Origin of the sequence: Devosia sp. 63-57 (assembly GCF_001899045.1) — a bacterium.
Classification (GTDB): domain Bacteria; phylum Pseudomonadota; class Alphaproteobacteria; order Rhizobiales; family Devosiaceae; genus Devosia; species Devosia equisanguinis.
Genome location: NZ_MKUY01000005.1, coordinates 1,544,152 through 1,562,575, shown reverse-complemented (window position 1 = coordinate 1,562,575; position 18,424 = coordinate 1,544,152). Strand labels below are relative to the sequence as shown.

Genomic DNA, 18,424 nt, shown 5'->3' with positions numbered 1-18,424 from the left:
ACCCTATTTCATCCAGAATACCGGCAGCAGATCGACTGAGATCGGTTCGTTCTTCTCATTGGCCGCCATGATGTCGGCCATATGAGCCCACCATCTTTGCATGATCGCGGTTTTCGGCAGATCGGCCATCGTGTGGTCCACCCGCCGCCACAGCACGCCGAAAAGCGTGTTGGTCTCTTCGTCGAGATGAATGGAATAGTCCTTCACCCCGGCCTCATGCAGCAGGTCGACCATTTCGGGGAAAATCTCGTCGTGGCGCTTTTTGTACTCGGTCGCCATGCCGGGATTGAGCCGCATCTTGAAGGCGTGCTTTTCATAGCCGTCGTCGACGATCATGCGCGTTTCTCCGTCCACATCCGCCACAGGATCGGCAGCGCGATCACCACGATCAGCAGCGTACCGGTGAAGATCGACATGACGATACCAGGCACGTTCAGCAGGCCAAGCCCAAAGGTGACGAGCCCGATGATCAAAGCTGCCAGCACCACGCCGATGATGGAGCCGGCGCCGCCAAGGATCGACACACCGCCCAGCACGACCATGGTGATGACATCGAGCTCGAAACCCTGGGCAATGGAGGGGCGGGTCGAGCCGAGCCGAGCCGTCAGCAGCACGGCGGCTATGCCGCTCATCAGGCCAGTAAGGCAGAACAGCACGAATTTTATGCGGTCGACCCGCACCCCAGAAAACTGCGCGGCTGTCGCATTATTGCCGATAGCGAAAACCCGGCGGCCGAAATTGGTGTGGTGCAGCAGCACGTAGAAAATCACGGCTGCGACGAGAAAGAGCACCAGTTCGAAGGAGATCACCCACCAGACGTAGCCCTGCCCGAACCATGAGAAGTCCTTGGGGTAGCCTTTGAAACTCTGGTCGCCAAGGATGATGTAGGCAATGCCGCGAAACAAACTCATCGTGCCGATGGTGACGACGATGGAGGGCAGTTTGAGCCCGGTGACGAGAAAGCCATTGAAGGCGCCGCACAAAATACCGACACCAACGCCAACCGCAACCAGCGTTGGCGTGTCCGCCCCATATTGCAGCGCCAGCCCCATGAGCGTCGATGCCAGCGCGATGATGGAGGCGACCGAGAGATCGATCTCGCCGGTGATGATCACCAGAGCCATGGCCAAGGCGATCAACGCCTTTTCGGTGAAGTTGAAGGTGAGGTCGGACAGGCTCCAGGCATTGAGGAAATAGGGTGAGGCAAAGCTGTTGGCGATGAAAATGCCCAGCGCCACCAACACCAAGAGGCTTTCCCAGCTCATCACCGCCGATTTCAGCGGATTGTCGAGCCGATCCGGCAGGCGCCGGCCAAAGGATGTGTCGGTCATGCGGCCGCCTCGGCTTTCTTGAGGATGATGCGCCCCTTGCGGGTTTCGCCGCGCGCATTGAGCACAACAGCGATCAGAATGGCGGCGCCCGAAATGGCCATTTGCCAGAATGGAGAAACGCCGATCACCGGCAGCGCATTGTTGACCACACCGAGGAATAGCGCGCCGAGCAGCGCGCCTGCCACCGTGCCGATGCCGCCGGCGATGGAGACGCCGCCAATGACGCAGGCGGCGATGATAGTGAGCTCATAGCCGCTGGCAACTTCCACCGAAGCGATCACGTAGCGCGAAATCCAGAGATAGCCGCAAAGGCCCGAGACAGCGCCGGAAATGACGAAGGCCAGGAACTTGGTCCGACCGACATTGATGCCGGTATAGACCGAAGCCGTCGGATTGACGCCGATGGCATAAAAGCTCCGGCCGAGCGGCGTGCGCGTCATCAGCACGAAGAACAGGATGGCCACGATCACCGCGAACCAGCTCAGGATCGGCAGACCCAGCAACGCGCCACGCTGCAGGGCGATAAAATCGGGGCTCATCTGCGCTGCATTCACCCAGGCGCCGCCGGAAATGACAAAGACCAGCCCGCGGAAAATGGTCAGCGTGCCAAGGGTTACGACGATCGGGGGAATATCGAGCTTCCAGACCAGCATGCCGTTAAATGCACCGAGGGCTGCGCCGACGACCACGCATCCGGCGATCAGTAGCGGGATAGGAATGAAAGGGAACGCTGCATTGGCCATGGCCACGATCATGCCCGTCAGGGCCAGGTTCGACGCCATGGAGAGATCGATTGAGCGCGTCAGGATCACCACCATCTGCCCCAGCGCCAGCATCATCAGAATGGAGGTGTCATTGACGATGGTCAGGAGGTTGCCCGGCTGGGCAAAGCGCGGAAAGCGGAATGTGACCAGGACGATGACGGCGAGGATCGCCAAAGCCAGCCAGAGTTCTCTGGTCTTGAACAGCCGTGTCATGCTGCCACCTCATCGACAATGCCGGCCGCCAGCCGCACCAGCGTTTCGGGTTGGAGGCTCTTGTTGTCCAGAATATCCACCACTACGCCTTCCCGCATGACGACGATGCGGTCACTCATGCCCAGCACCTCGGGCAATTCCGAAGAGACCATGATGACCGAGAGGCCCTGCGCCACCAGTTCGCCCATGAATTCGTGCACAGCGGCCTTGGAGCCGATATCGATGCCCTTGGTCGGCTCGTCGAGGATGATCACTTTCGGCAAGGTCGCCAGCCATTTGGCGATCACGACCTTCTGCTGGTTGCCCCCCGATAGCGTCGAGACATTCTGGCTGAGCGATGATGCGCGCAGGTCGAGTCGCTCGGTATAGGTACGCGCCAGCTTGAATTCCTCAGCCATGCGCAGAAAGCCGGAGCGGCTAGTCTTGTTCAGGCTGGGAAGCGAGACATTTTTGAATATCGGCTCGCCGGTGATGACGCCCTGCTTGCCGCGCTCCTCGGGCACATAGACGATGCCGGCCTCCACGGCATCGGCCGGCGAGCGCGGCGCGATGGCCTTGCCGTCGAGCACCATGCTGCCACCGGAGGGACGGGTCATGCCGAACACAGCCTGCATCACCTCGGAGCGCCCGGCACCAACCAGCCCATAGAAGCCGAGGATTTCGCCCTTGCGAACGGAGAACGACACATCGTCGAATTCAGTGGGGTGGCTGAGGCCGCTGACCTCGAGCACAACCTCCCCGATACTGGCCTGCCTTGCCGGGAAAATCTGATCGACTGCACGCCCGACCATGAGCTTGACGATCTCGTTCTGAGGCGTGTCTTTGATGAACCCCTTGCCCACCATTTCGCCGTCGCGGAACACGCTATAGCGTTCGGCGATCCGATAGATTTCGTCGAATTTATGCGAGATGAAGAGGATGGCCTTGCCGTCTTGCTTCAGCAGGTCGACCAGCACGTAAAGCTCTTCGATTTCCTTTTGCGAGAGCGCTGCGGTGGGTTCATCCATGATGACCACCTGCGCATCGACAGACAGGGCACGCGCCACGGCGACCAGGTGTTTCTTGGCGATGCCCAACTCCTTGAGCGACATATGCGCATCGATGCCGGATGCCATGGAATCGAGCGTCAATTGCGCCTCGCGATACATGATCTTCCAGTCGATCAACCCAAGTCGGGTACGCGGCGCGTGCCCGAGATAGATGTTCTCGGCGACGCTGAGCTCGTCGAACAATACCGTCTCCTGGTGGATGGCAGTGATGCCCGCGTCGGAAGCCGAATGCGCCGTCGGCAATGATACGACCTGCCCTCCGACCCGGATTTCGCCCGCATCCGGCTGGTAGATGCCGGTCATGGTTTTGACCAGCGTCGATTTCCCAGCCCCATTCTCCCCGATCAGCGCTGTCACCTCTCCGGCATAGAGTTCCAGCGACACCTCGTTGAGCGCCCGCACACCGGGGAAGCTCTTGGATATGCCGGAAAGGGTCAGGATGGGATCGGTCATGAATGAGGTCTCTTTGAAAGCGGCCCACCCACACCGTCATTGCGCGGCTTGACCGGGCAATCCATGCGATGTCGCCACTCAAAAAATGGACCACACGGTCAAGCCGGGTGGTGACGTCGTGGACGGAGCGGGAGCTTACCCCCGCTCCTGAAGCGCCTTAGTAGATCTTCGAGAACTCTTCGATATTGGTCTTGTCGAACTGGAACGGCGCGGCCATCGCGGCGGAGATGGTGTCGTCCAGCGTCACTTCGCCAACATGGCCGATTGAGAAGGTCGCACCAGGCTTGGCTTCTTCACCGTCGACCAGCGCCTTGGCCAGGTACACGGCCGAATAGCCCAGATCGATCGGGTTCCACAGCGCCACGGCCTGGCTCGCGCCATTGTCGATGAACTGCTTGAACTCGGACGGCAGAGCCAGACCGGTGACGTTGATCTTGCCGATCAGGTTCTGGTCGGTCACCACCTGCGCAGCAGCCACGACACCAACGGTGGTCGGGGCAATAATGGCCTTGAGATCCGGATAGGCAGCGATGAGGCCACGAGCCTCTTCGGTGGACTTCACCGAGTCATCGTCGCCATAGACGGTGGCGACGAGATTGATGTTCGGGAATTTTTCGGGAATGACGGCCTTGGCGGCTTCGATCCAGGCATTCTGGTTGGTCGCGGTCGAGGCGGCAGAAAGAATGGCGACATCGCCACCGTCCGGCAGATAGTCGGCGGCCAGCTTGATGATGGTCTCGCCGATCAGATTCACGTCGGACGGATTGAGGTGAAGCTGGCGGCCTTCCTGGGCGACGCCGGAATCCCACGAAATCACCTTGATGCCGCGCTCCATGGCACGCTGCAGGGCGGGGACAAGCGCGTCGGGATCGTTGGCGGAGATCGCGATAGCATCGACCTGCTGGGCGATCAGCGCGTTAACGACTTCGATTTGCGCTTCGGCGGTAGCGGCGGTCGGGCCGGTATAGATGACTTCAACGTCACCCAATTCGGTAGCCGCTTCCTGGGCGCCCTTGGCCGCGGCGTCGAAGAAGCCGTTGCCGAGCGACTTCACGACCAGCGCAATGCGGGTCTGGGCGAGCGCCGGGGTTGCCAGGAGCACAGCAGCAGTCGCCGTTGCGGCGAGCAGTTTCCAAAGTTTCATGAGTTCCTCCCTGAACAGTGGTTGATTTAGGCTTGGTCGTCAGGCCACCGTGGCTTGCGTGTGGGCCTGGGCAGTCGCCTCCGCCACGATGAGCCGCACACCTGCCGTTTCCAGCATCTGACGGTCCTCGTCGCGGATGCCGCTATCGGTAATGACGGCGGCAATTCGGTCGAGCCCGCAAAGGATGAGGCTCGAGCGTCCCGAAAATTTCGATGAATCTGCCAGGACGATCAGCTCGTCCGCCTGCCCGATCAGCCCCAGTTCGGACTGGACCAGCATGGGATCGGCCTCCATCAGGCCGTGGGCACCAATGCCCTGGCAGCCGATGAACATGCGCTTGGCATAAAAGTGGCTCGCCACCACACCGCCGAAGGGCGAGAGGATGACGTTTTGCTCGCGGTAGATCGTGCCACCGGGGATGACGACCGAGTTTCGCGAATTATGGATGAGAAATTCGGCAATGGCGAAGCTGTTGGTAAAAACGCTCAAGCGCTTGCCGGTCAGATGGTGCACCATCTGATAGGTCGTCGTGCCACCATTGATGATGATGGGTTCGCCATCATTGCACATCTCGGCAGCGACACGCGCGATTGCGCGCTTCTGCGCGATATTGAGCGTTTCGTTGACCGAAGCGGGTCGCCCCATAAGCCCGCCCTGCGCAGGTGGATTGATCGCCTCCGCCCCGCCACGCACCCGCCGCAACTTGCCCTGAACATGCAACGCTGCAATGTCGCGGCGTATGGTTGCCTCCGAAGATCCCGTCATGTCGCACAGCTCGGGCACCGTCACGACGGGGCGGCCCTGAACGGCAGACAGTATGACGCGATGACGCTCGGTTTCGTGCAAGATGCTTCTCCCTAAACCATTTGCTTCCATCATTGCCAAGCAGTGTCAATCATCAAAATGCCTGTTATCGTCAATTTCACGCATAAATGACGAAATATGATCGTTTCTGATTGACAGCGCGACGAAGGATATGGCCATGTCGCGACCGCTACCGTCTGCCTTTTCTATTGGGAGGAACCCGATGTCCACCGCGCCCAAGCGCCTTGAAAACAAGTGGGACGACGCCAAGGCCGCGTCGATGAGCGAGCCCGAGCGTCTGGTCTACCGCTCCAACCTGCTCGGTTCGGACAAGCGTGTCACCAATTATGGCGGTGGTAATACCTCGTCCAAGATCATGCAAAAGGACCCGCTGACCGGCGAGACGGTCGAGGTTTTGTGGGTCAAGGGCTCGGGCGGCGACAATGCCTCGATCACGCTCGATGGGTTTGCGACCCTCTACATGGACAAGCTGCGCGCCCTGAAGGGGCTTTATCGCGGCGTCGAATTCGAAGACGAGATGGTGGGCTATCTCCCCCACGCCACCTTCAATCTCAATCCCCGCGCATCCTCCATCGACACGCCCCTGCATGCCTATGTGAATCGTCCCTATGTCGATCACATGCACCCGGACGCGATCATCGCTATTGCCGCTTCGAAGAATTCCAAAGAACTTACACAGCAGATTTTCGGCGACACCATCGGCTGGCTTCCCTGGAAGAAGCCGGGTTTCGAGCTTGGCCTGTGGCTGGAAAAGTTCTGTCTCGAGAATCCGAATGCCGAAGGCGTGATCCTCGAATCCCACGGTCTCTTTACCTGGGGCAATACGCCCAAGGCATGCTACGAAACTACGATCCGCATCATCAATAAGGCGATCGATTGGTTCGAGCAGCAGACTGAGGGCAAGACCATCTTTGGTGGTGCCGCGACCCAGTCTCTCGATGCCGACGCCCGTCGCGCGATAGCCGCCAAGCTAATGCCGAAGATTCGCGGCTTCATTTCCGAAGACAGCCACAAGCTTGGCCACTTCGATGACTCGGCTGCCGTGCTCGAATTCGTCAATTCCAAGAACCTGCGGCCCCTGGCGGCTCTCGGCACCTCCTGCCCCGACCACTTCCTGCGCACCAAGATTCGTCCGCTTGTCGTGGACTTCGATCCCGCCAATCCGGATGTCGATGCCGTCATCGCCGGTCTAGATAGCCAAATCGCCGACTATCGCGCCGACTACGCCGCCTATTACGAGCGCTGCAAGCACGACAATTCGCCGGCCATCCGCGATCCCAACGCCGTGGTCTACCTGATCCCCGGCGTCGGCATGATCACCTTTGCCAAGGACAAGGCGACAGCCCGTATTTCCGGCGAGTTCTATGTCAACGCCATCAATGTGATGCGCGGCGCCTCGACCGTTTCGGAATACCAGGGCCTGCTCGAGCAGGAAGCCTTCGACATCGAGTACTGGCTGCTCGAAGAGGCCAAGCTGCAGCGCATGCCCAAGCCGAAATCGCTCGCGGGTAAGATTGCCCTGGTTACCGGCGGCGCCGGCGGCATTGGCAAGGCGACCGCTGCCCGTCTCCTCCGCGAAGGCGCCTGCGTCGTCCTCGCCGATATCGACCAGACTGCGCTCGACAGTGCCACCGCCGAACTCTCCGGCGTCTTTGGCGCCGACTTCGTTCGTCCGGTCAATATCAATGTCACCAGGGAAGACCAGGTCCTTTCCGGCTTCGCCCATGCCGTAGTCGAATTCGGCGGCCTCGATATTCTCGTGTCCAATGCCGGCCTCGCCTCCTCCGCACCCATCGAGGAGACCTCGCTGGAGCTGTGGAACAAGAATATGGACATTCTTTCCACGGGCTATTTCCTCGTCAGCCGCGAGGCCTTCCGCCTGTTCCGCCAGCAGAAGATCGGCGGCAATGTCGTCTTCGTCGCTTCGAAGAACGGTCTTGCAGCCTCCCCCAATGCCGCCGCCTATTGCACCGCTAAGGCCGCCGAAATCCATCTCGCCCGCTGCCTCGCGCTTGAAGGCGCCGAAGCGCAGATCCGCGTCAACGTCGTCAATCCCGACGCCGTGCTACGCGGCTCCAAGATCTGGGCCGGCGAATGGCTCGAACAGCGCGCCTCGACCTACAAGACCGACAAGGATGGCCTTGAAGAAATGTATCGGCAGCGCTCGATGCTGAAGCGCTCGGTTTTCCCCGAAGACATCGCCGAAGCGGTCTATTTCTTCGCCAGCGAGGCATCGGCCAAATCCACCGGCAATATCCTCAATGTCGACGCCGGCAACCAGCAGTCGTTCCCAAGGTAAATAACAGAACGGAAGAGCCCCTCATCCGGCGCTTCGCGCCACCTTCTCCCCAAGAGGGAGAAGAATAGTCCGGTGTCCGCCTCTTATTCCTCTCCCACTAGGGGAGAGGGTGGATCGGCCGGAGGCCGAGACGGGTGAGGGGGACGTCCCAGGAGGAACAAAAATGACCGAACACATCATCGATCCATCCATCATCGAAGCCGAGAATGCGTCTCGTGCGGCCGATCTCAATGTCGACTATGATACGCTGGGCGAACGCCTCGACAGGCGCGGCATCGCCATTGACGCCATCAAATCCAAGGTCGCCGCCTTCTCCGTCGCCGTACCCTCCTGGGGCGTCGGCACCGGCGGCACGCGCTTTGCCCGCTTTCCCGGCAAAGGCGAGCCGCGCGATATCTTTGACAAGATCGAAGACTGCGCCGTTATCGCCCAGTTGACGCAGGCGACGCGAACCGTGTCGCTGCATATTCCGTGGGACAAGGCCGATCCGAACCGGCTGAAGCAGGCGGCGAGCCGGTTCAATCTTGGCTTCGACGCCATGAATTCCAACACCTTTGCCGATGCCAAGGGCCAGTTGCAGAGCTACAAGTTCGGCTCGCTTTCGGCAGCTGACGCCGCCACCCGCAACCAGGCCATCGAGCACAATCTCGAATGTATCGAAATAGGCAAGACCATCGGTTCCAAGGCTCTGACCGTGTGGATCGGCGATGGCTCGAACTTCCCCGGCCAGGTCAACTTCACCAGTCAGTTCGAGCATTATCTCGACTCGATGAAGTCCATCTATGCCGCCCTGCCCGAGGACTGGCGGATCTTCACCGAACACAAGATGTATGAGCCGGCCTTCTATTCGACGGTCGTACAGGACTGGGGCACCAATTACCTCATCTCCAAGGAGCTGGGTGACAAAGCCTTCTGCCTTGTCGATCTCGGCCACCATGCGCCCAACGTCAATATCGAGATGATCGTTGCCCGTCTGGCCCAGTTCGGCAAGCTCGGCGGCTTCCACTTCAACGACAGCAAATATGGCGACGACGATCTCGACGCCGGCTCCATCGATCCGTTCCGCCTGTTCCTCGTCTTCAACGAACTGGTGGATGCCGAAAGCCGCGATGCTGATTTCGCGCCCGCCCACATGCTCGACCAGTCGCACAATGTCACCGACCCCATCGAGTCGCTGATGCTCTCCGCCGCCGATGTGCAGCGCGCCTATGCGCAGGCTCTGCTGGTGGACCGCCAGGCGCTCAAGGCCGCGCAGGAGGCAAACGATGCGCTCGCCGCCACGCTGCAATTGCGCAACGCCTTCCGCACCGATGTCGAACCGATCCTGGCCATGGCCCGCCTCGATCAGGACGGCGCTATTGACCCGCTGGCGGCCTATCGCGCCGCCGGCTATCGCGCCAAAGTCGCCGAAATCCGCCCCGAAATCGAAGCCGGTTCAAGCGGCATCGTCTGAGCTGAAATTTAGCAGCCCCCCACCCGACCTCCTCCTCAAACAGGAGAAGGGGCGCATCGGGCCTGGCCCAGCTCGGGCAGCAGACACCGGCAGACCCCTCCCCCTATTCCGGGGGAGGGGGTGGGGATACTCTTGAGCTTTCCCGGGCTTGTCGTAAAACAGCATCATGTCCAAGACCACGCCCGCCACGCTCGCCCTTACCAAAGCCGGTGTTCAGTTCACGCTGGCCCACTATGAGTATGACCCCAATGCCGAGCGCGTCGGATTGCAGGCGGCGGAGGCGATGGGCGTGTCGCCATCGGAAGTGTTCAAGACGCTGATGGCGGAGCTCGACGGTAAGCCGGTCTGCGCCATCGTGCCTTCGGACGAAGAAGTGAACATGAAAAAGCTCGCGGCGGCGCTTGGCGGCAAATCGGCGCATATGATGAAGCCGGCCGATGCGGAGCGGCTCACCGGCTATAAGGTGGGGGGTATCAGTCCGCTGGGCCAGCGGAAGCTGGTACCGACGGCGCTGGACGAACTTGCCGAGCTCTATGACGAAATATTCCTCAATGGCGGCCAGCGGGGCCTGCAGATCCGCATCCGCCCGTCAGACTTGATCAAAGCGCTCGGCTGTGTCACCGCCGATCTCGTGCGCTGACCCCCTGTTCAGGGATTTTACGCTGAATCCGGCAAGTCTAGCGTGGGGCATCTTCTGGGAGAGATGCTCAAATGAATATCTGCAAACTCGGCGCGGTAGCTATGGCTGGCGCCATACTGGCGGGGTGCAGCGTCACCGGCGGTGACCTGGTGCGACCAGGCGAGCCGACCGCGACGCTTGTTATCAACAATGCCACCAGCGGCTATCTCGACGCCGTGGTGATCTCGGCTTGCGACAACTTCACCTACGGCTTCAACAGGCTCGGCCAGAATGAGGCCATTCCGCCTGGGGGCCAACGCCAGTTCACGCTTTCAGCGGGATGCTGGGATGTCGGCGGCGGTAAATATGCCGGCGGCGAGGCCTATGAGCGGATGGTGCTGACGCCGGGCATGGTGATGACCTATTCGATCACCAACTGACGGCCCGACAGGGCCTGGCGCCGGGCAGCCAGGGCCCAGAAACGACAAAAGGCGCCCTGTTGGACGCCTTCGTCGGACATTTCAGATAGTCGCGTCGCTTAGGCGACGTAGGTGCCGCGAGCGATGTTCTTGATGTCGCCCTTGGTGATGCCCAGATCGTTCAGCTGACGAGCGTCGAGATTGTTCAGCTCGCGCAGGGTGCGCTGGTAACGGGCGTAGTCGGCAAGCTTCTTTGCAATGTTCATTTCGGTTCCCCTTCGTTTGATGACCCCTATGTAGACCCAACCCGTCGTGATTAGTAGATAGCCTTGCTGCACATCCGTTATGCACTGAGTGCATCCAAAACAGGCATATGGTTCACAAGCCGTTCACACAGATGGCGAGAGAGTGGCAACGTTGGGCACGACACCCATCGCTCTAACGATATGTTAGTGCTCGATATTTTTCGACAGAACCGCATTGTCGGTCGATATTTAAAATTTTGACCAACCGGTAAAGAGCCATGCATGCGACGCGGGATGGCTGAGCGGCTACGCCGCCCAAATCCGATGTTTGCATGGAAAAACGGCATGTCAAATGAGAATGGGCCGGGCGCTGCGGACAGAACCCGGCCCATTCTTTGTCATCGCAGGACCTATTTGGCGGCTTCGACAGCCTCACGACCACGTTCGCGCGCGATGCGCCGGTCTTCGCGCATCTCGAACCACATGGCGTTGAGGATGCCGAACGTGCAGGCCAGGCCCAGGCCCAGGATCCACGAGAAATACCACATGTCTTTTCTCCTAGTAGGCGTTGGGGTTTTTGCCGAGCGTCTGCGGGGTGACCGTGCCGCGCATGACCCGGAATACCCAGGCGGTATAGCCGATGATGATGGGCAGGAAGATCACCGTCACCACCAGCATGATGAACAGCGTCATATGGCTCGACGAGGCATCCCACAGGGTCAGGCCCGAATTGGGCACGGTCGACGAGGGCAGGAAGAAGGGGAAGATCGACAGGCCCGCCGTCGAGACGATTCCGAAGATACCGCCGCTAGTGGCCAGATAGGCCAGCCACTTCATCCGCAGGTTGAGCGCCAGAACGGCGACCAGCATGCCAGCCAGGCCAAGCACCGGCGCGGCGATCATCCAAGGATAGGTGCCGTAGTTGCGGAGCCATCCACCCTGCACCAGTTCAACGGTCTTGCTCAGCGGGTTGATCGGGGCATTTGGGTCGATGACACTGGTGACGACATAGCCGTTCATGAAGGCAAGCCAGACGCCACCCAGAGCGAAGAGTGCCGCAGTGACGAGGCCCGACCAGATGCCGATCGTGCGGGCACGTTCGGCGATGACGCCCTCGGTGCGGCCCACGATGAGCGTCGCACCATGGGTGACGATCATGCCGACGCTGACAAGACCGGCGAGCAGCGCAAAGGGCATCAGCAGCTGGAAGAAGTTTCCGGTGTAGAAGATGCGCATGGTGTCGTCGATGTGGAAGGGGGCCCCGAGCAGCACATTGCCAACGGCGACGCCCATGATCAGGGCAGGCACGAAGCCGCCGATGAACAGGCCCCAGTCCCAGGTTTTGCGCCAGCGCGGATCTTCGATCTTGCCGCGGAACTTGAAGCCGACAGGCCGCAGGATCAGCGCCAGAAGGATGACCATCATGGCCAGGTAGAAGCCCGAGAAGCTCACCGCATAGAGCGGCGGGAAGGCGGCGAAAATGGCGCCGCCGCCCAGGATCAGCCACACCTGGTTACCTTCCCAGGTGGGCCCGATGAGGTTGAGCAGAACCCGGCGTTCCTCGTCGGTCTTGGCGGCGAAGGGCAGCAATGCCCCCACGCCCATGTCGCGGCCGCCCATGATGGCGAAGCCGATGAGCAGCACGCCGAGCAGCAGCCACCAGATCAGCCGCAGCGTTTCATAATCGAGGGGAATGGTGCTCACGATCCGAGCTCCTTGGTTGCTGGGGTGGCGGGAAGTGCGGCAATCACGAAGTCGTCCTGGTCGTCACCCGCGGTTTCGCCATCGAAAAGCTTGTCCTTGGGGCCGGCCTTGATCACCTTGATCATCAGCATGACCATGATGACGAGCAAGACGGTGTAGAGCAGAACGAAGAAGCTCAGCGACAATACGAGATCGAGCACGGTAAGACCCGACGCCGCGTAGAAGGTGGGCAGAACTCCTTCAACCACCCAGGGCTGACGGCCGAATTCGGCAATGAACCAGCCGCTTTCAATGGCCAGCCAAGGCAGCGGCAGGGTGATGAAGCTGAACCACAGAAGCTTCTTGTTGGTGTCGATCCAACCGCGCGAGGCGCGATAGAACCAGACCGCGAAGAAGGCGATGTAGAAGAAGCCCAGCCCCATCATCAGGCGGAATGTCCAGAACAGCGGCCAGACGCCCGGCACGGTGTCATTGGCGGCCATGACGATCTCTTCGTCGGTCGCGTTCTCGACATCGGTGCGATACTTCTTGAGCAGCAGGCCATAACCCAGGTCAGGCCAGTATTCTTCGAAAGTGGCGCGAGCCTCTTGGTTTGTGCCGTCGGCGCGGATCTGCTGCAGCGCCGTATAGGCGACGATACCCGAGCGGATGCGATCTTCGGCCCGACCCACCAGCTCCTCGATACCCGGAAGCGGCTTGTCGAGCGAACGGGTGGTGATGAGCCCGCCAACCCACGGAACCGAGATGTGGAAACCCAGCTTGCCGTCCTGGCCGGGTAGACCGATCAGGGTCCAGGGAGCCGGAGCCGGTTCGGTTTCGTACATGGCCTCGAGCGCGGCGATCTTCATCATCTGGTGCTCGGTCGCGACATAGCCACTCTCGTCACCCAGAACCACGACCGAAAGCGCCGAGGCGAGGCCAAAGCTGGCCGCCACCACTGCCGAGCGCTTGGCGAGCTCGACATGCTTGCCCTGGGCCAGGAAGAGTGCCGAAATGGCGAGCACGAAGACGGCGCCTGTGAGATAGCCGGCGCTGACCGTGTGCACGAACTTGGCCTGGGCGACCGGATTGAAGATCACCGCGATGAAATCGGTGATTTCCATGCGCATCGTGTCGGGGTTGAACTTGGCGCCGACCGGATTTTGCATCCAGCCATTGGCCACCAGGATCCAAAGCGCCGAGAGATTGGCACCGAGGGCCATGAGCCAGGTCACGATCAGATGGCCGACCTTGCTGAGGCGATCCCAGCCGAAGAAGAAGAGCCCGATGAAGGTGGCTTCCAGGAAAAACGCCATCAGGCCTTCGATGGCCAGGGGCGCGCCGAAAATGTCGCCGACATAGTGGCTGTAATAGCTCCAGTTCATGCCGAACTGGAATTCCATCACGATACCGGTGGCCACACCCATGGCGAAGTTGATGCCGAAAAGCGTGCCCCAGAACAGGGTGGCCTTCCGCCAGATCTGGCGGCCGGTCATCACATAGACGCTTTCCATGATGGCCATCATGAAGGACAGCCCCAGCGTCAGCGGGACGAAGATAAAGTGGTACATCGCAGTAGCAGCGAACTGCCACCGCGATAAATCGACAACGAGCATATCGATCATGGCATATGGGCCTCGGTGTTGCAGCGGCCAGACTCGGGCCACCAATGTTGGTTGTTTAGCCCGCGCCACACACCACGGCCTTGATTCAGATCAAGACGGCTTCCGGGATCGGCCGCTAGATTGCATCCTACGCCCAACCAAAGGACACGCTCTTGAATCCCGACGAAAAGGCCGCCGGTCGCGCTTTGGGCCGCTTGCAGCGCCAAGGTGGCGGCGCCATCTGGATCGCCATCCTCGCGCCGCTGGCCAGCGGCGGCTTGCTCGTCTGGCAGGCCTGGTTGCTGGCCGACATTCTGGGCAGTGCCATAGAAGCAGGAGAGCCGCCGGCGGTATTGCTGCCATCGGTCGGACTGGTTCTGGGGCTATTGGCGTTGCGCGCTGCGATCGGCGCCCTCGGCGAACAGGCCGGTGTCATCGGCGCCGAACAGATCAAACGACAACTGCGCAAAGCGCTGTTCGGCAAGCTGTTATCGCGGTCCCCACGTGCCGCCGATACCGCTCCGTCCGGCATCGCCTCAGCCGCGATCGTCGACCAGGTGGAAGCACTGGACGCCTACTTCGCTCGCTATCTTCCAGCCGCGCTGCAGGCCGCCCTGCTGCCGCTTGTGTTCGGCGCGATCATTTTGCCGCTGGACTGGGTGGCAGGGGTTCTGTTCCTGGTGAGCGCACCGCTGATCCCGGTCTTCATGGCGCTGGTCGGCTGGGGGGCGCAAATCGCCACAGATCGCCAGACCCAGGCGTTGAGCCGGCTGTCTGGACGGTTCGCCGATCGGCTGAAGGGGCTGTTGACGCTGAAACTTGCCGGCCGGGCTGACGCAGAGACCCAGAGTATCGTGGAGGTGAGCGACGCGCTGCGGCAGCGTACGCTGGGCGTGTTGCGCATCGCGTTCCTGTCGTCTGCGGTGCTGGAATTCTTTGCCGCACTGGGTGTGGCCGGGATTGCGCTTTATGTCGGTCTGACCTTCATCGACTATCTGCATTTGCGGACCAGTCCGTTGACGCTGCAGCTGGGTATCTTCCTGTTGCTGATGGCCCCCGAGGTCTATAATCCGCTGCGACTGCTTGCCGCCCACTACCACGATCGCGCTGCCGCCAAGGCGGCACTGGCGGAAATCGAGCGGCAGCTGGGGGCCCTGCCTGAGGCCGAAACAGTGCTCAGCGATATTGCGCCGGTTTCGGGTAGCGCCATCGGCGTTGCGCTGTCCGGGGTGACCCTGCGGACGCCAGATCGCCAGCGCGCGGTCATTGTCGACTGCACACTCTCGATCGCACCCGCCGAGCACGTCGCTCTCATCGGCCCCAGCGGCTCGGGGAAGTCCACACTGCTTGAAGCCATCATCGGCCTGCGCGAGCATGAGGGGGACGTTACGCTGGAGGGCCGGTTGCTCGCGGCATGGTCCGAGCCGGCACTGCGCAGCCGCACCTTCCTGCTGGCGCAAAAGCCGCGTCTGGTGCATGCCACGATCGCCGACAATATTGCGCTGGGACGTCCCGGCGCCACCCGCGCACAGATCGAACGCGCCGCCGAGCGCGCCAGGGTGAGTGGCTTTGCCGCCGCCCTGCCCTTGGGGCTTGACACGCCGATCGGCGAGGACGGGATCGGCCTCTCCGGCGGCCAAGCGCAGCGCGTCGCCTTGGCGCGTGTTTTCCTGCGCGATGCCGGGCTGATCCTGCTGGATGAGCCCACGGCCCATCTCGATGCCGAACTCGAGGCCGAGATCATGGACGAGATCATCGACTATGCCAGGGGCCGCACGCTCATTGTCGGCACGCATTCGCCCGCGGTCGCCGCGATGATGCACAAATCCTGGCGCATCGCCGAGGGCCGATTGCTCACTGCCGCCTTGGCCAAGAGAAAGAAGGATGTGGCATGAAAGCCCTGCTCGCCTTTGCACCGCTGTTTCGACGCCGCACACCGTCGCTCTTGCTGGCCTTGCTGCTGTCGCTCATCACATTGCTGTCCGGCGTGGCGCTGCTGGGCACCTCCGGCTGGTTCATCACCGCATCGGCACTGACCACGGCGGGGCTCGCCTTCAATCTCTTCGTGCCATCGGCGATGGTTCGTGGCTTTTCGTTCATCCGCATCCTGGCGCGCTATGGCGAACGGCTGGTTGGGCATAACGCGACGCTAAAACTGCTGTCTGATCTGCGCGGCTGGTTGTTTGCGGCTCTGTTCCCGCGGCTGCCGCTGCCGGATCGCTCGCTGCGGCATGGCGATCTTGTGAGCCGCCTGACAGCCGATGTCGATGCGCTCGACACCGCGTTTCTCGTGGCGATCGGGCCGCTGCTCGGGGCGATGTTCATCGGCGCCGGCATGACCGTGCTCATGGCTTTCTTGTTGCCGGCCGCCGCGCTGCCCTATGGCCTGGCCATGGCGTTGGCGGTGCTGGCCGTGCCAACGGCCTTGGTCACTGTCGGACGTCGCGCCGGCCAGAAGAGCGTGGCGGCCAATGCCGATATGCGGATGGGTGTGCTCGACGGGCTCAGTGGCCTGGCCGATCTCAACTTGCTTGGGGCCCTCGGCACCACGCAGCACCGGTTCGCCGAGACGGTCGACGCGGCCGGTTACTGGCGGTTGCGCCTTGCAGGTCTGTCCACACTTGGTGGCATGGCGGTGCAATTGCTGGCCGCAGTGGCCCTGGTCGCCACACTCTGGGCCGGCCTCGTCGCCCTGGACACCGGTCAGATCGAGGGGCCGGTCATGGTCGGCCTGCTCCTTGCTGTGCTCGGCAGTTTTGAGGCGACGGCGGTGATCGTGCGCAGCGTCGGCAAGGCAAGCGGCGCAATGGCCGCTGCGGAGCGTCTGCAGGCACTGACCGATATTGCGCCATCGGTAATGGAAACCGCGGCGCCGCGCGACCTGCCCCAAGATGGCACCATCGCTTTTGAGGGCATAGGCTTCAGCTATGGTGGCGGCGCCCCGGTGCTCGCAGACGCCTCCTTCGTCGTTTTCCCCGGTGAAAGGATCGCGATCGTGGGACCCAGCGGGGGCGGCAAGTCGACCATCCTCAAGCTGCTGCTGCGTCTGTTCGATCCTCAGGCTGGCCAGATCAGCATAGGCGGCGTGGCACTCACCGAACTGCGCCTCGCCGACATTCACGCCCATATGGCGCTGCTCAGCCAGGACAGCCCGGTGTTCATCGATACGATCCGCAACAATCTGTTGATCGGGCGATGGGACGCCAGCGAAGACGATTTATGGTCAGCGCTGCAAAGAGCGCAGTTTGACACCTATGTCCGCGCCCTGCCCAAGGGCCTCGACACCGTTATCGGCGAAGCCGGGCGCACCCTGTCTGTCGGGCAAGTGCGGCGGCTTTGCCTGGCCAGGGCCCTCGTCTCGAACGCGCCGGTCCTGTTGCTCGACGAACCTACCGATGCGCTCGACCGCCAGACAGAGGAGGCCTTCATGCAGACGCTGGCGACCGGCACCGATGGTCGCACGGTGATCATGGTTACCCACGCCAGTATCCCCGAAGGCACTGTCGACCGCGTGCTCACGCTGCAAAACGGAGAACTGACCGTCGCTTAGGACAGGCGTAAAACGCCCGGCCCGTCAGCCGCAGCGCAAGCGCAGGCGGGCCAAATCCGGCACCGTCACATGACGGTAGTTGAGGATCTCGATGACATTATCGGCCTTGAGCTTGCTGATCTGCCGGCTCACAGTCTCGATGGTCAGGCCGAGGAAATCGGCAATGTCGGCACGGCTGAGCGGCAGATCGAAACTGGTCTCGGGCTGCTCGACAGTCGGATCGATATGGGTGGCGATGAGGTAAAGGAAGCTCGCCACCTTTTCCGAAGCGCTCTTGCGCCCCAGCGTCACCATCCAGTCACGGGCTTCATCGAGTTCGCGCAGCGCCTGCATCATCACCCGATGCTCGAGCGGCGCGCTTTCCTTCATGATCGATTCGAGCGCCGGCTTGGGGATCACACAGAGATCGACCTCCGAGGCCGCCTCCGCACTCACCCGACTTTCCGCAGCGAAGGGACGCCCGAGAAGATCGGGCGCAAATTGCAGGCCGACCACCTGCTGACGACCGTCTTCAAGCACCTTGGTGAGCTTGATGACGCCGCGCAGCACATTGGCAAAGCTGGCGATGGGCATGGCATCGGCCATCAGCTCGTCACCTGCATCCTTGCGTACGCGCCGCGTCGTCTTGGACAGCGCCAGCAATTGCTGGGCGTTCAACGCGCCGCAGATGCCCTGGTGGCGCGCCTCGCAACTCTGGCACAACACCGGGACTTCAGAATTGTGAATATCCTTGCGAACCGTCTGCATGGGGGAGCTCCTGATAGCGCAAGAAA

17 protein-coding genes are annotated in these 18,424 nt (G+C 61.4%); 6 read left to right on the top strand and 11 right to left on the bottom strand.

What is annotated here, in order from left to right; all coding sequences use genetic code 11:
* Positions 1-3: 3 nt before the first annotated feature.
* The 6 genes from rhaM to BGO80_RS15735 all read right to left on the bottom strand — a co-directional run bounded on the left by rhaM (position 4) and on the right by BGO80_RS15735 (position 5,800).
* Entirely contained in the window at positions 4-336 is a 333-nt protein-coding gene (gene rhaM / locus BGO80_RS15760; protein ID WP_286722212.1) for an L-rhamnose mutarotase, read from the bottom strand.
* Positions 333-1,331: an ABC transporter permease gene (locus BGO80_RS15755; protein WP_286722211.1), complete on the bottom strand. Its 999-nt coding sequence runs from the start codon at positions 1,329-1,331 to the stop codon at positions 333-335. Before BGO80_RS15755 ends, rhaM begins: the two co-directional genes overlap by 4 nt.
* Positions 1,328-2,308 carry an ABC transporter permease gene (locus BGO80_RS15750; protein WP_126150314.1) on the bottom strand — a complete coding sequence of 327 codons (981 nt, stop codon included), beginning with the start codon at positions 2,306-2,308 and terminating at the stop codon, positions 1,328-1,330. The genes BGO80_RS15755 and BGO80_RS15750 overlap by 4 nt, the downstream gene beginning before the upstream one ends.
* Complete coding sequence (locus tag BGO80_RS15745; protein WP_286722210.1) at positions 2,305-3,810, bottom strand: sugar ABC transporter ATP-binding protein; 1,506 nt, start codon at positions 3,808-3,810, stop codon at positions 2,305-2,307. The genes BGO80_RS15750 and BGO80_RS15745 overlap by 4 nt, the downstream gene beginning before the upstream one ends.
* Before the next feature lie 157 nt (positions 3,811-3,967).
* A complete protein-coding gene (gene rhaS / locus BGO80_RS15740) occupies positions 3,968-4,954 on the bottom strand; it encodes a rhamnose ABC transporter substrate-binding protein (RefSeq protein ID WP_286722209.1) in 987 nt (328 codons plus the stop codon).
* A gap of 39 nt (positions 4,955-4,993) precedes the next feature.
* Positions 4,994-5,800, bottom strand: coding sequence for a DeoR/GlpR family DNA-binding transcription regulator (locus BGO80_RS15735; protein WP_286722208.1), 807 nt, complete (start codon positions 5,798-5,800; stop codon positions 4,994-4,996).
* Between the two features lie 181 nt (positions 5,801-5,981).
* On the opposite strand from BGO80_RS15735, the gene BGO80_RS15730 reads away from it, so the two are divergent.
* The 4 genes from BGO80_RS15730 (at position 5,982) to BGO80_RS15715 (ending at position 10,590) form a co-directional block, all read left to right on the top strand.
* Positions 5,982-8,078 (top strand): bifunctional rhamnulose-1-phosphate aldolase/short-chain dehydrogenase, encoded by a 2,097-nt coding sequence (locus BGO80_RS15730; protein ID WP_286722207.1) that lies wholly within the window; start codon positions 5,982-5,984, stop codon positions 8,076-8,078.
* Between the two features lie 163 nt (positions 8,079-8,241).
* Positions 8,242-9,531: an L-rhamnose catabolism isomerase gene (rhaI, locus tag BGO80_RS15725; RefSeq protein WP_286722206.1), complete on the top strand. Its 1,290-nt coding sequence runs from the start codon at positions 8,242-8,244 to the stop codon at positions 9,529-9,531.
* 166 nt (positions 9,532-9,697) lie between these two features.
* The gene (ybaK, locus tag BGO80_RS15720) at positions 9,698-10,171 is read left to right on the top strand and encodes a Cys-tRNA(Pro) deacylase (RefSeq protein WP_286722205.1); all 474 of its coding nucleotides are present in this window, start codon (positions 9,698-9,700) and stop codon (positions 10,169-10,171) included.
* Positions 10,172-10,242: 71 nt separating this feature from the next.
* Positions 10,243-10,590, top strand: a complete 348-nt coding sequence (locus tag BGO80_RS15715) for a hypothetical protein (RefSeq protein ID WP_286722204.1) — start codon at positions 10,243-10,245, stop codon at positions 10,588-10,590.
* Positions 10,591-10,688: 98 nt separating this feature from the next.
* Here BGO80_RS15715 and BGO80_RS15710 read toward each other — a convergent pair whose 3' ends face one another.
* The 4 genes from BGO80_RS15710 to BGO80_RS15695 form a co-directional block, all read right to left on the bottom strand.
* Complete coding sequence (locus BGO80_RS15710; RefSeq protein WP_126150306.1) at positions 10,689-10,835, bottom strand: DUF1127 domain-containing protein; 147 nt, start codon at positions 10,833-10,835, stop codon at positions 10,689-10,691.
* 389 nt (positions 10,836-11,224) lie between these two features.
* Positions 11,225-11,362 (bottom strand): cytochrome bd-I oxidase subunit CydX, encoded by a 138-nt coding sequence (cydX, locus tag BGO80_RS15705; protein WP_126150305.1) that lies wholly within the window; start codon positions 11,360-11,362, stop codon positions 11,225-11,227.
* A gap of 10 nt (positions 11,363-11,372) precedes the next feature.
* Positions 11,373-12,518, bottom strand: a complete 1,146-nt coding sequence (gene cydB, locus BGO80_RS15700; protein ID WP_286722203.1) for a cytochrome d ubiquinol oxidase subunit II — start codon at positions 12,516-12,518, stop codon at positions 11,373-11,375.
* On the bottom strand, positions 12,515-14,119 hold the full coding sequence (locus tag BGO80_RS15695; RefSeq protein ID WP_286723057.1) for a cytochrome ubiquinol oxidase subunit I: 1,605 nt from the start codon (positions 14,117-14,119) through the stop codon (positions 12,515-12,517). Before BGO80_RS15695 ends, cydB begins: the two co-directional genes overlap by 4 nt.
* Before the next feature lie 155 nt (positions 14,120-14,274).
* Here BGO80_RS15695 and cydD point away from each other — a divergent pair, with 155 nt between their 5' ends.
* Together cydD and cydC are read left to right on the top strand one after the other, a co-directional pair.
* A complete protein-coding gene (gene cydD, locus BGO80_RS15690; RefSeq protein ID WP_286722202.1) occupies positions 14,275-15,996 on the top strand; it encodes a thiol reductant ABC exporter subunit CydD in 1,722 nt (573 codons plus the stop codon).
* The gene (gene cydC / locus BGO80_RS15685; protein WP_286722201.1) at positions 15,993-17,651 is read left to right on the top strand and encodes a thiol reductant ABC exporter subunit CydC; all 1,659 of its coding nucleotides are present in this window, start codon (positions 15,993-15,995) and stop codon (positions 17,649-17,651) included. The genes cydD and cydC overlap by 4 nt, the downstream gene beginning before the upstream one ends.
* A gap of 24 nt (positions 17,652-17,675) precedes the next feature.
* Here cydC and BGO80_RS15680 read toward each other — a convergent pair whose 3' ends face one another.
* On the bottom strand, positions 17,676-18,398 hold the full coding sequence (locus tag BGO80_RS15680; RefSeq protein ID WP_126150301.1) for a Crp/Fnr family transcriptional regulator: 723 nt from the start codon (positions 18,396-18,398) through the stop codon (positions 17,676-17,678).
* Between the last annotated feature and the right edge of the window lie 26 nt (positions 18,399-18,424).

What these genes read in the sequence shown, in the direction of transcription:
- rhaM (WP_286722212.1), bottom strand. Translation starts at nt 336, where the DNA reads ATGATCGTCGACGACGGCTATGAAAAGCACGCCTTCAAGATGCGGCTC.
- BGO80_RS15755 (WP_286722211.1), bottom strand. Translation starts at nt 1,331, where the DNA reads ATGACCGACACATCCTTTGGCCGGCGCCTGCCGGATCGGCTCGACAAT.
- BGO80_RS15750 (WP_126150314.1), bottom strand. Translation starts at nt 2,308, where the DNA reads ATGACACGGCTGTTCAAGACCAGAGAACTCTGGCTGGCTTTGGCGATC.
- BGO80_RS15745 (WP_286722210.1), bottom strand. Translation starts at nt 3,810, where the DNA reads ATGACCGATCCCATCCTGACCCTTTCCGGCATATCCAAGAGCTTCCCC.
- rhaS (WP_286722209.1), bottom strand. Translation starts at nt 4,954, where the DNA reads ATGAAACTTTGGAAACTGCTCGCCGCAACGGCGACTGCTGCTGTGCTC.
- BGO80_RS15730 (WP_286722207.1), top strand. Translation starts at nt 5,982, where the DNA reads ATGTCCACCGCGCCCAAGCGCCTTGAAAACAAGTGGGACGACGCCAAG.
- rhaI (WP_286722206.1), top strand. Translation starts at nt 8,242, where the DNA reads ATGACCGAACACATCATCGATCCATCCATCATCGAAGCCGAGAATGCG.
- ybaK (WP_286722205.1), top strand. Translation starts at nt 9,698, where the DNA reads ATGTCCAAGACCACGCCCGCCACGCTCGCCCTTACCAAAGCCGGTGTT.
- BGO80_RS15715 (WP_286722204.1), top strand. Translation starts at nt 10,243, where the DNA reads ATGAATATCTGCAAACTCGGCGCGGTAGCTATGGCTGGCGCCATACTG.
- BGO80_RS15710 (WP_126150306.1), bottom strand. Translation starts at nt 10,835, where the DNA reads ATGAACATTGCAAAGAAGCTTGCCGACTACGCCCGTTACCAGCGCACC.
- cydX (WP_126150305.1), bottom strand. Translation starts at nt 11,362, where the DNA reads ATGTGGTATTTCTCGTGGATCCTGGGCCTGGGCCTGGCCTGCACGTTC.
- cydC (WP_286722201.1), top strand. Translation starts at nt 15,993, where the DNA reads ATGAAAGCCCTGCTCGCCTTTGCACCGCTGTTTCGACGCCGCACACCG.
- BGO80_RS15680 (WP_126150301.1), bottom strand. Translation starts at nt 18,398, where the DNA reads ATGCAGACGGTTCGCAAGGATATTCACAATTCTGAAGTCCCGGTGTTG.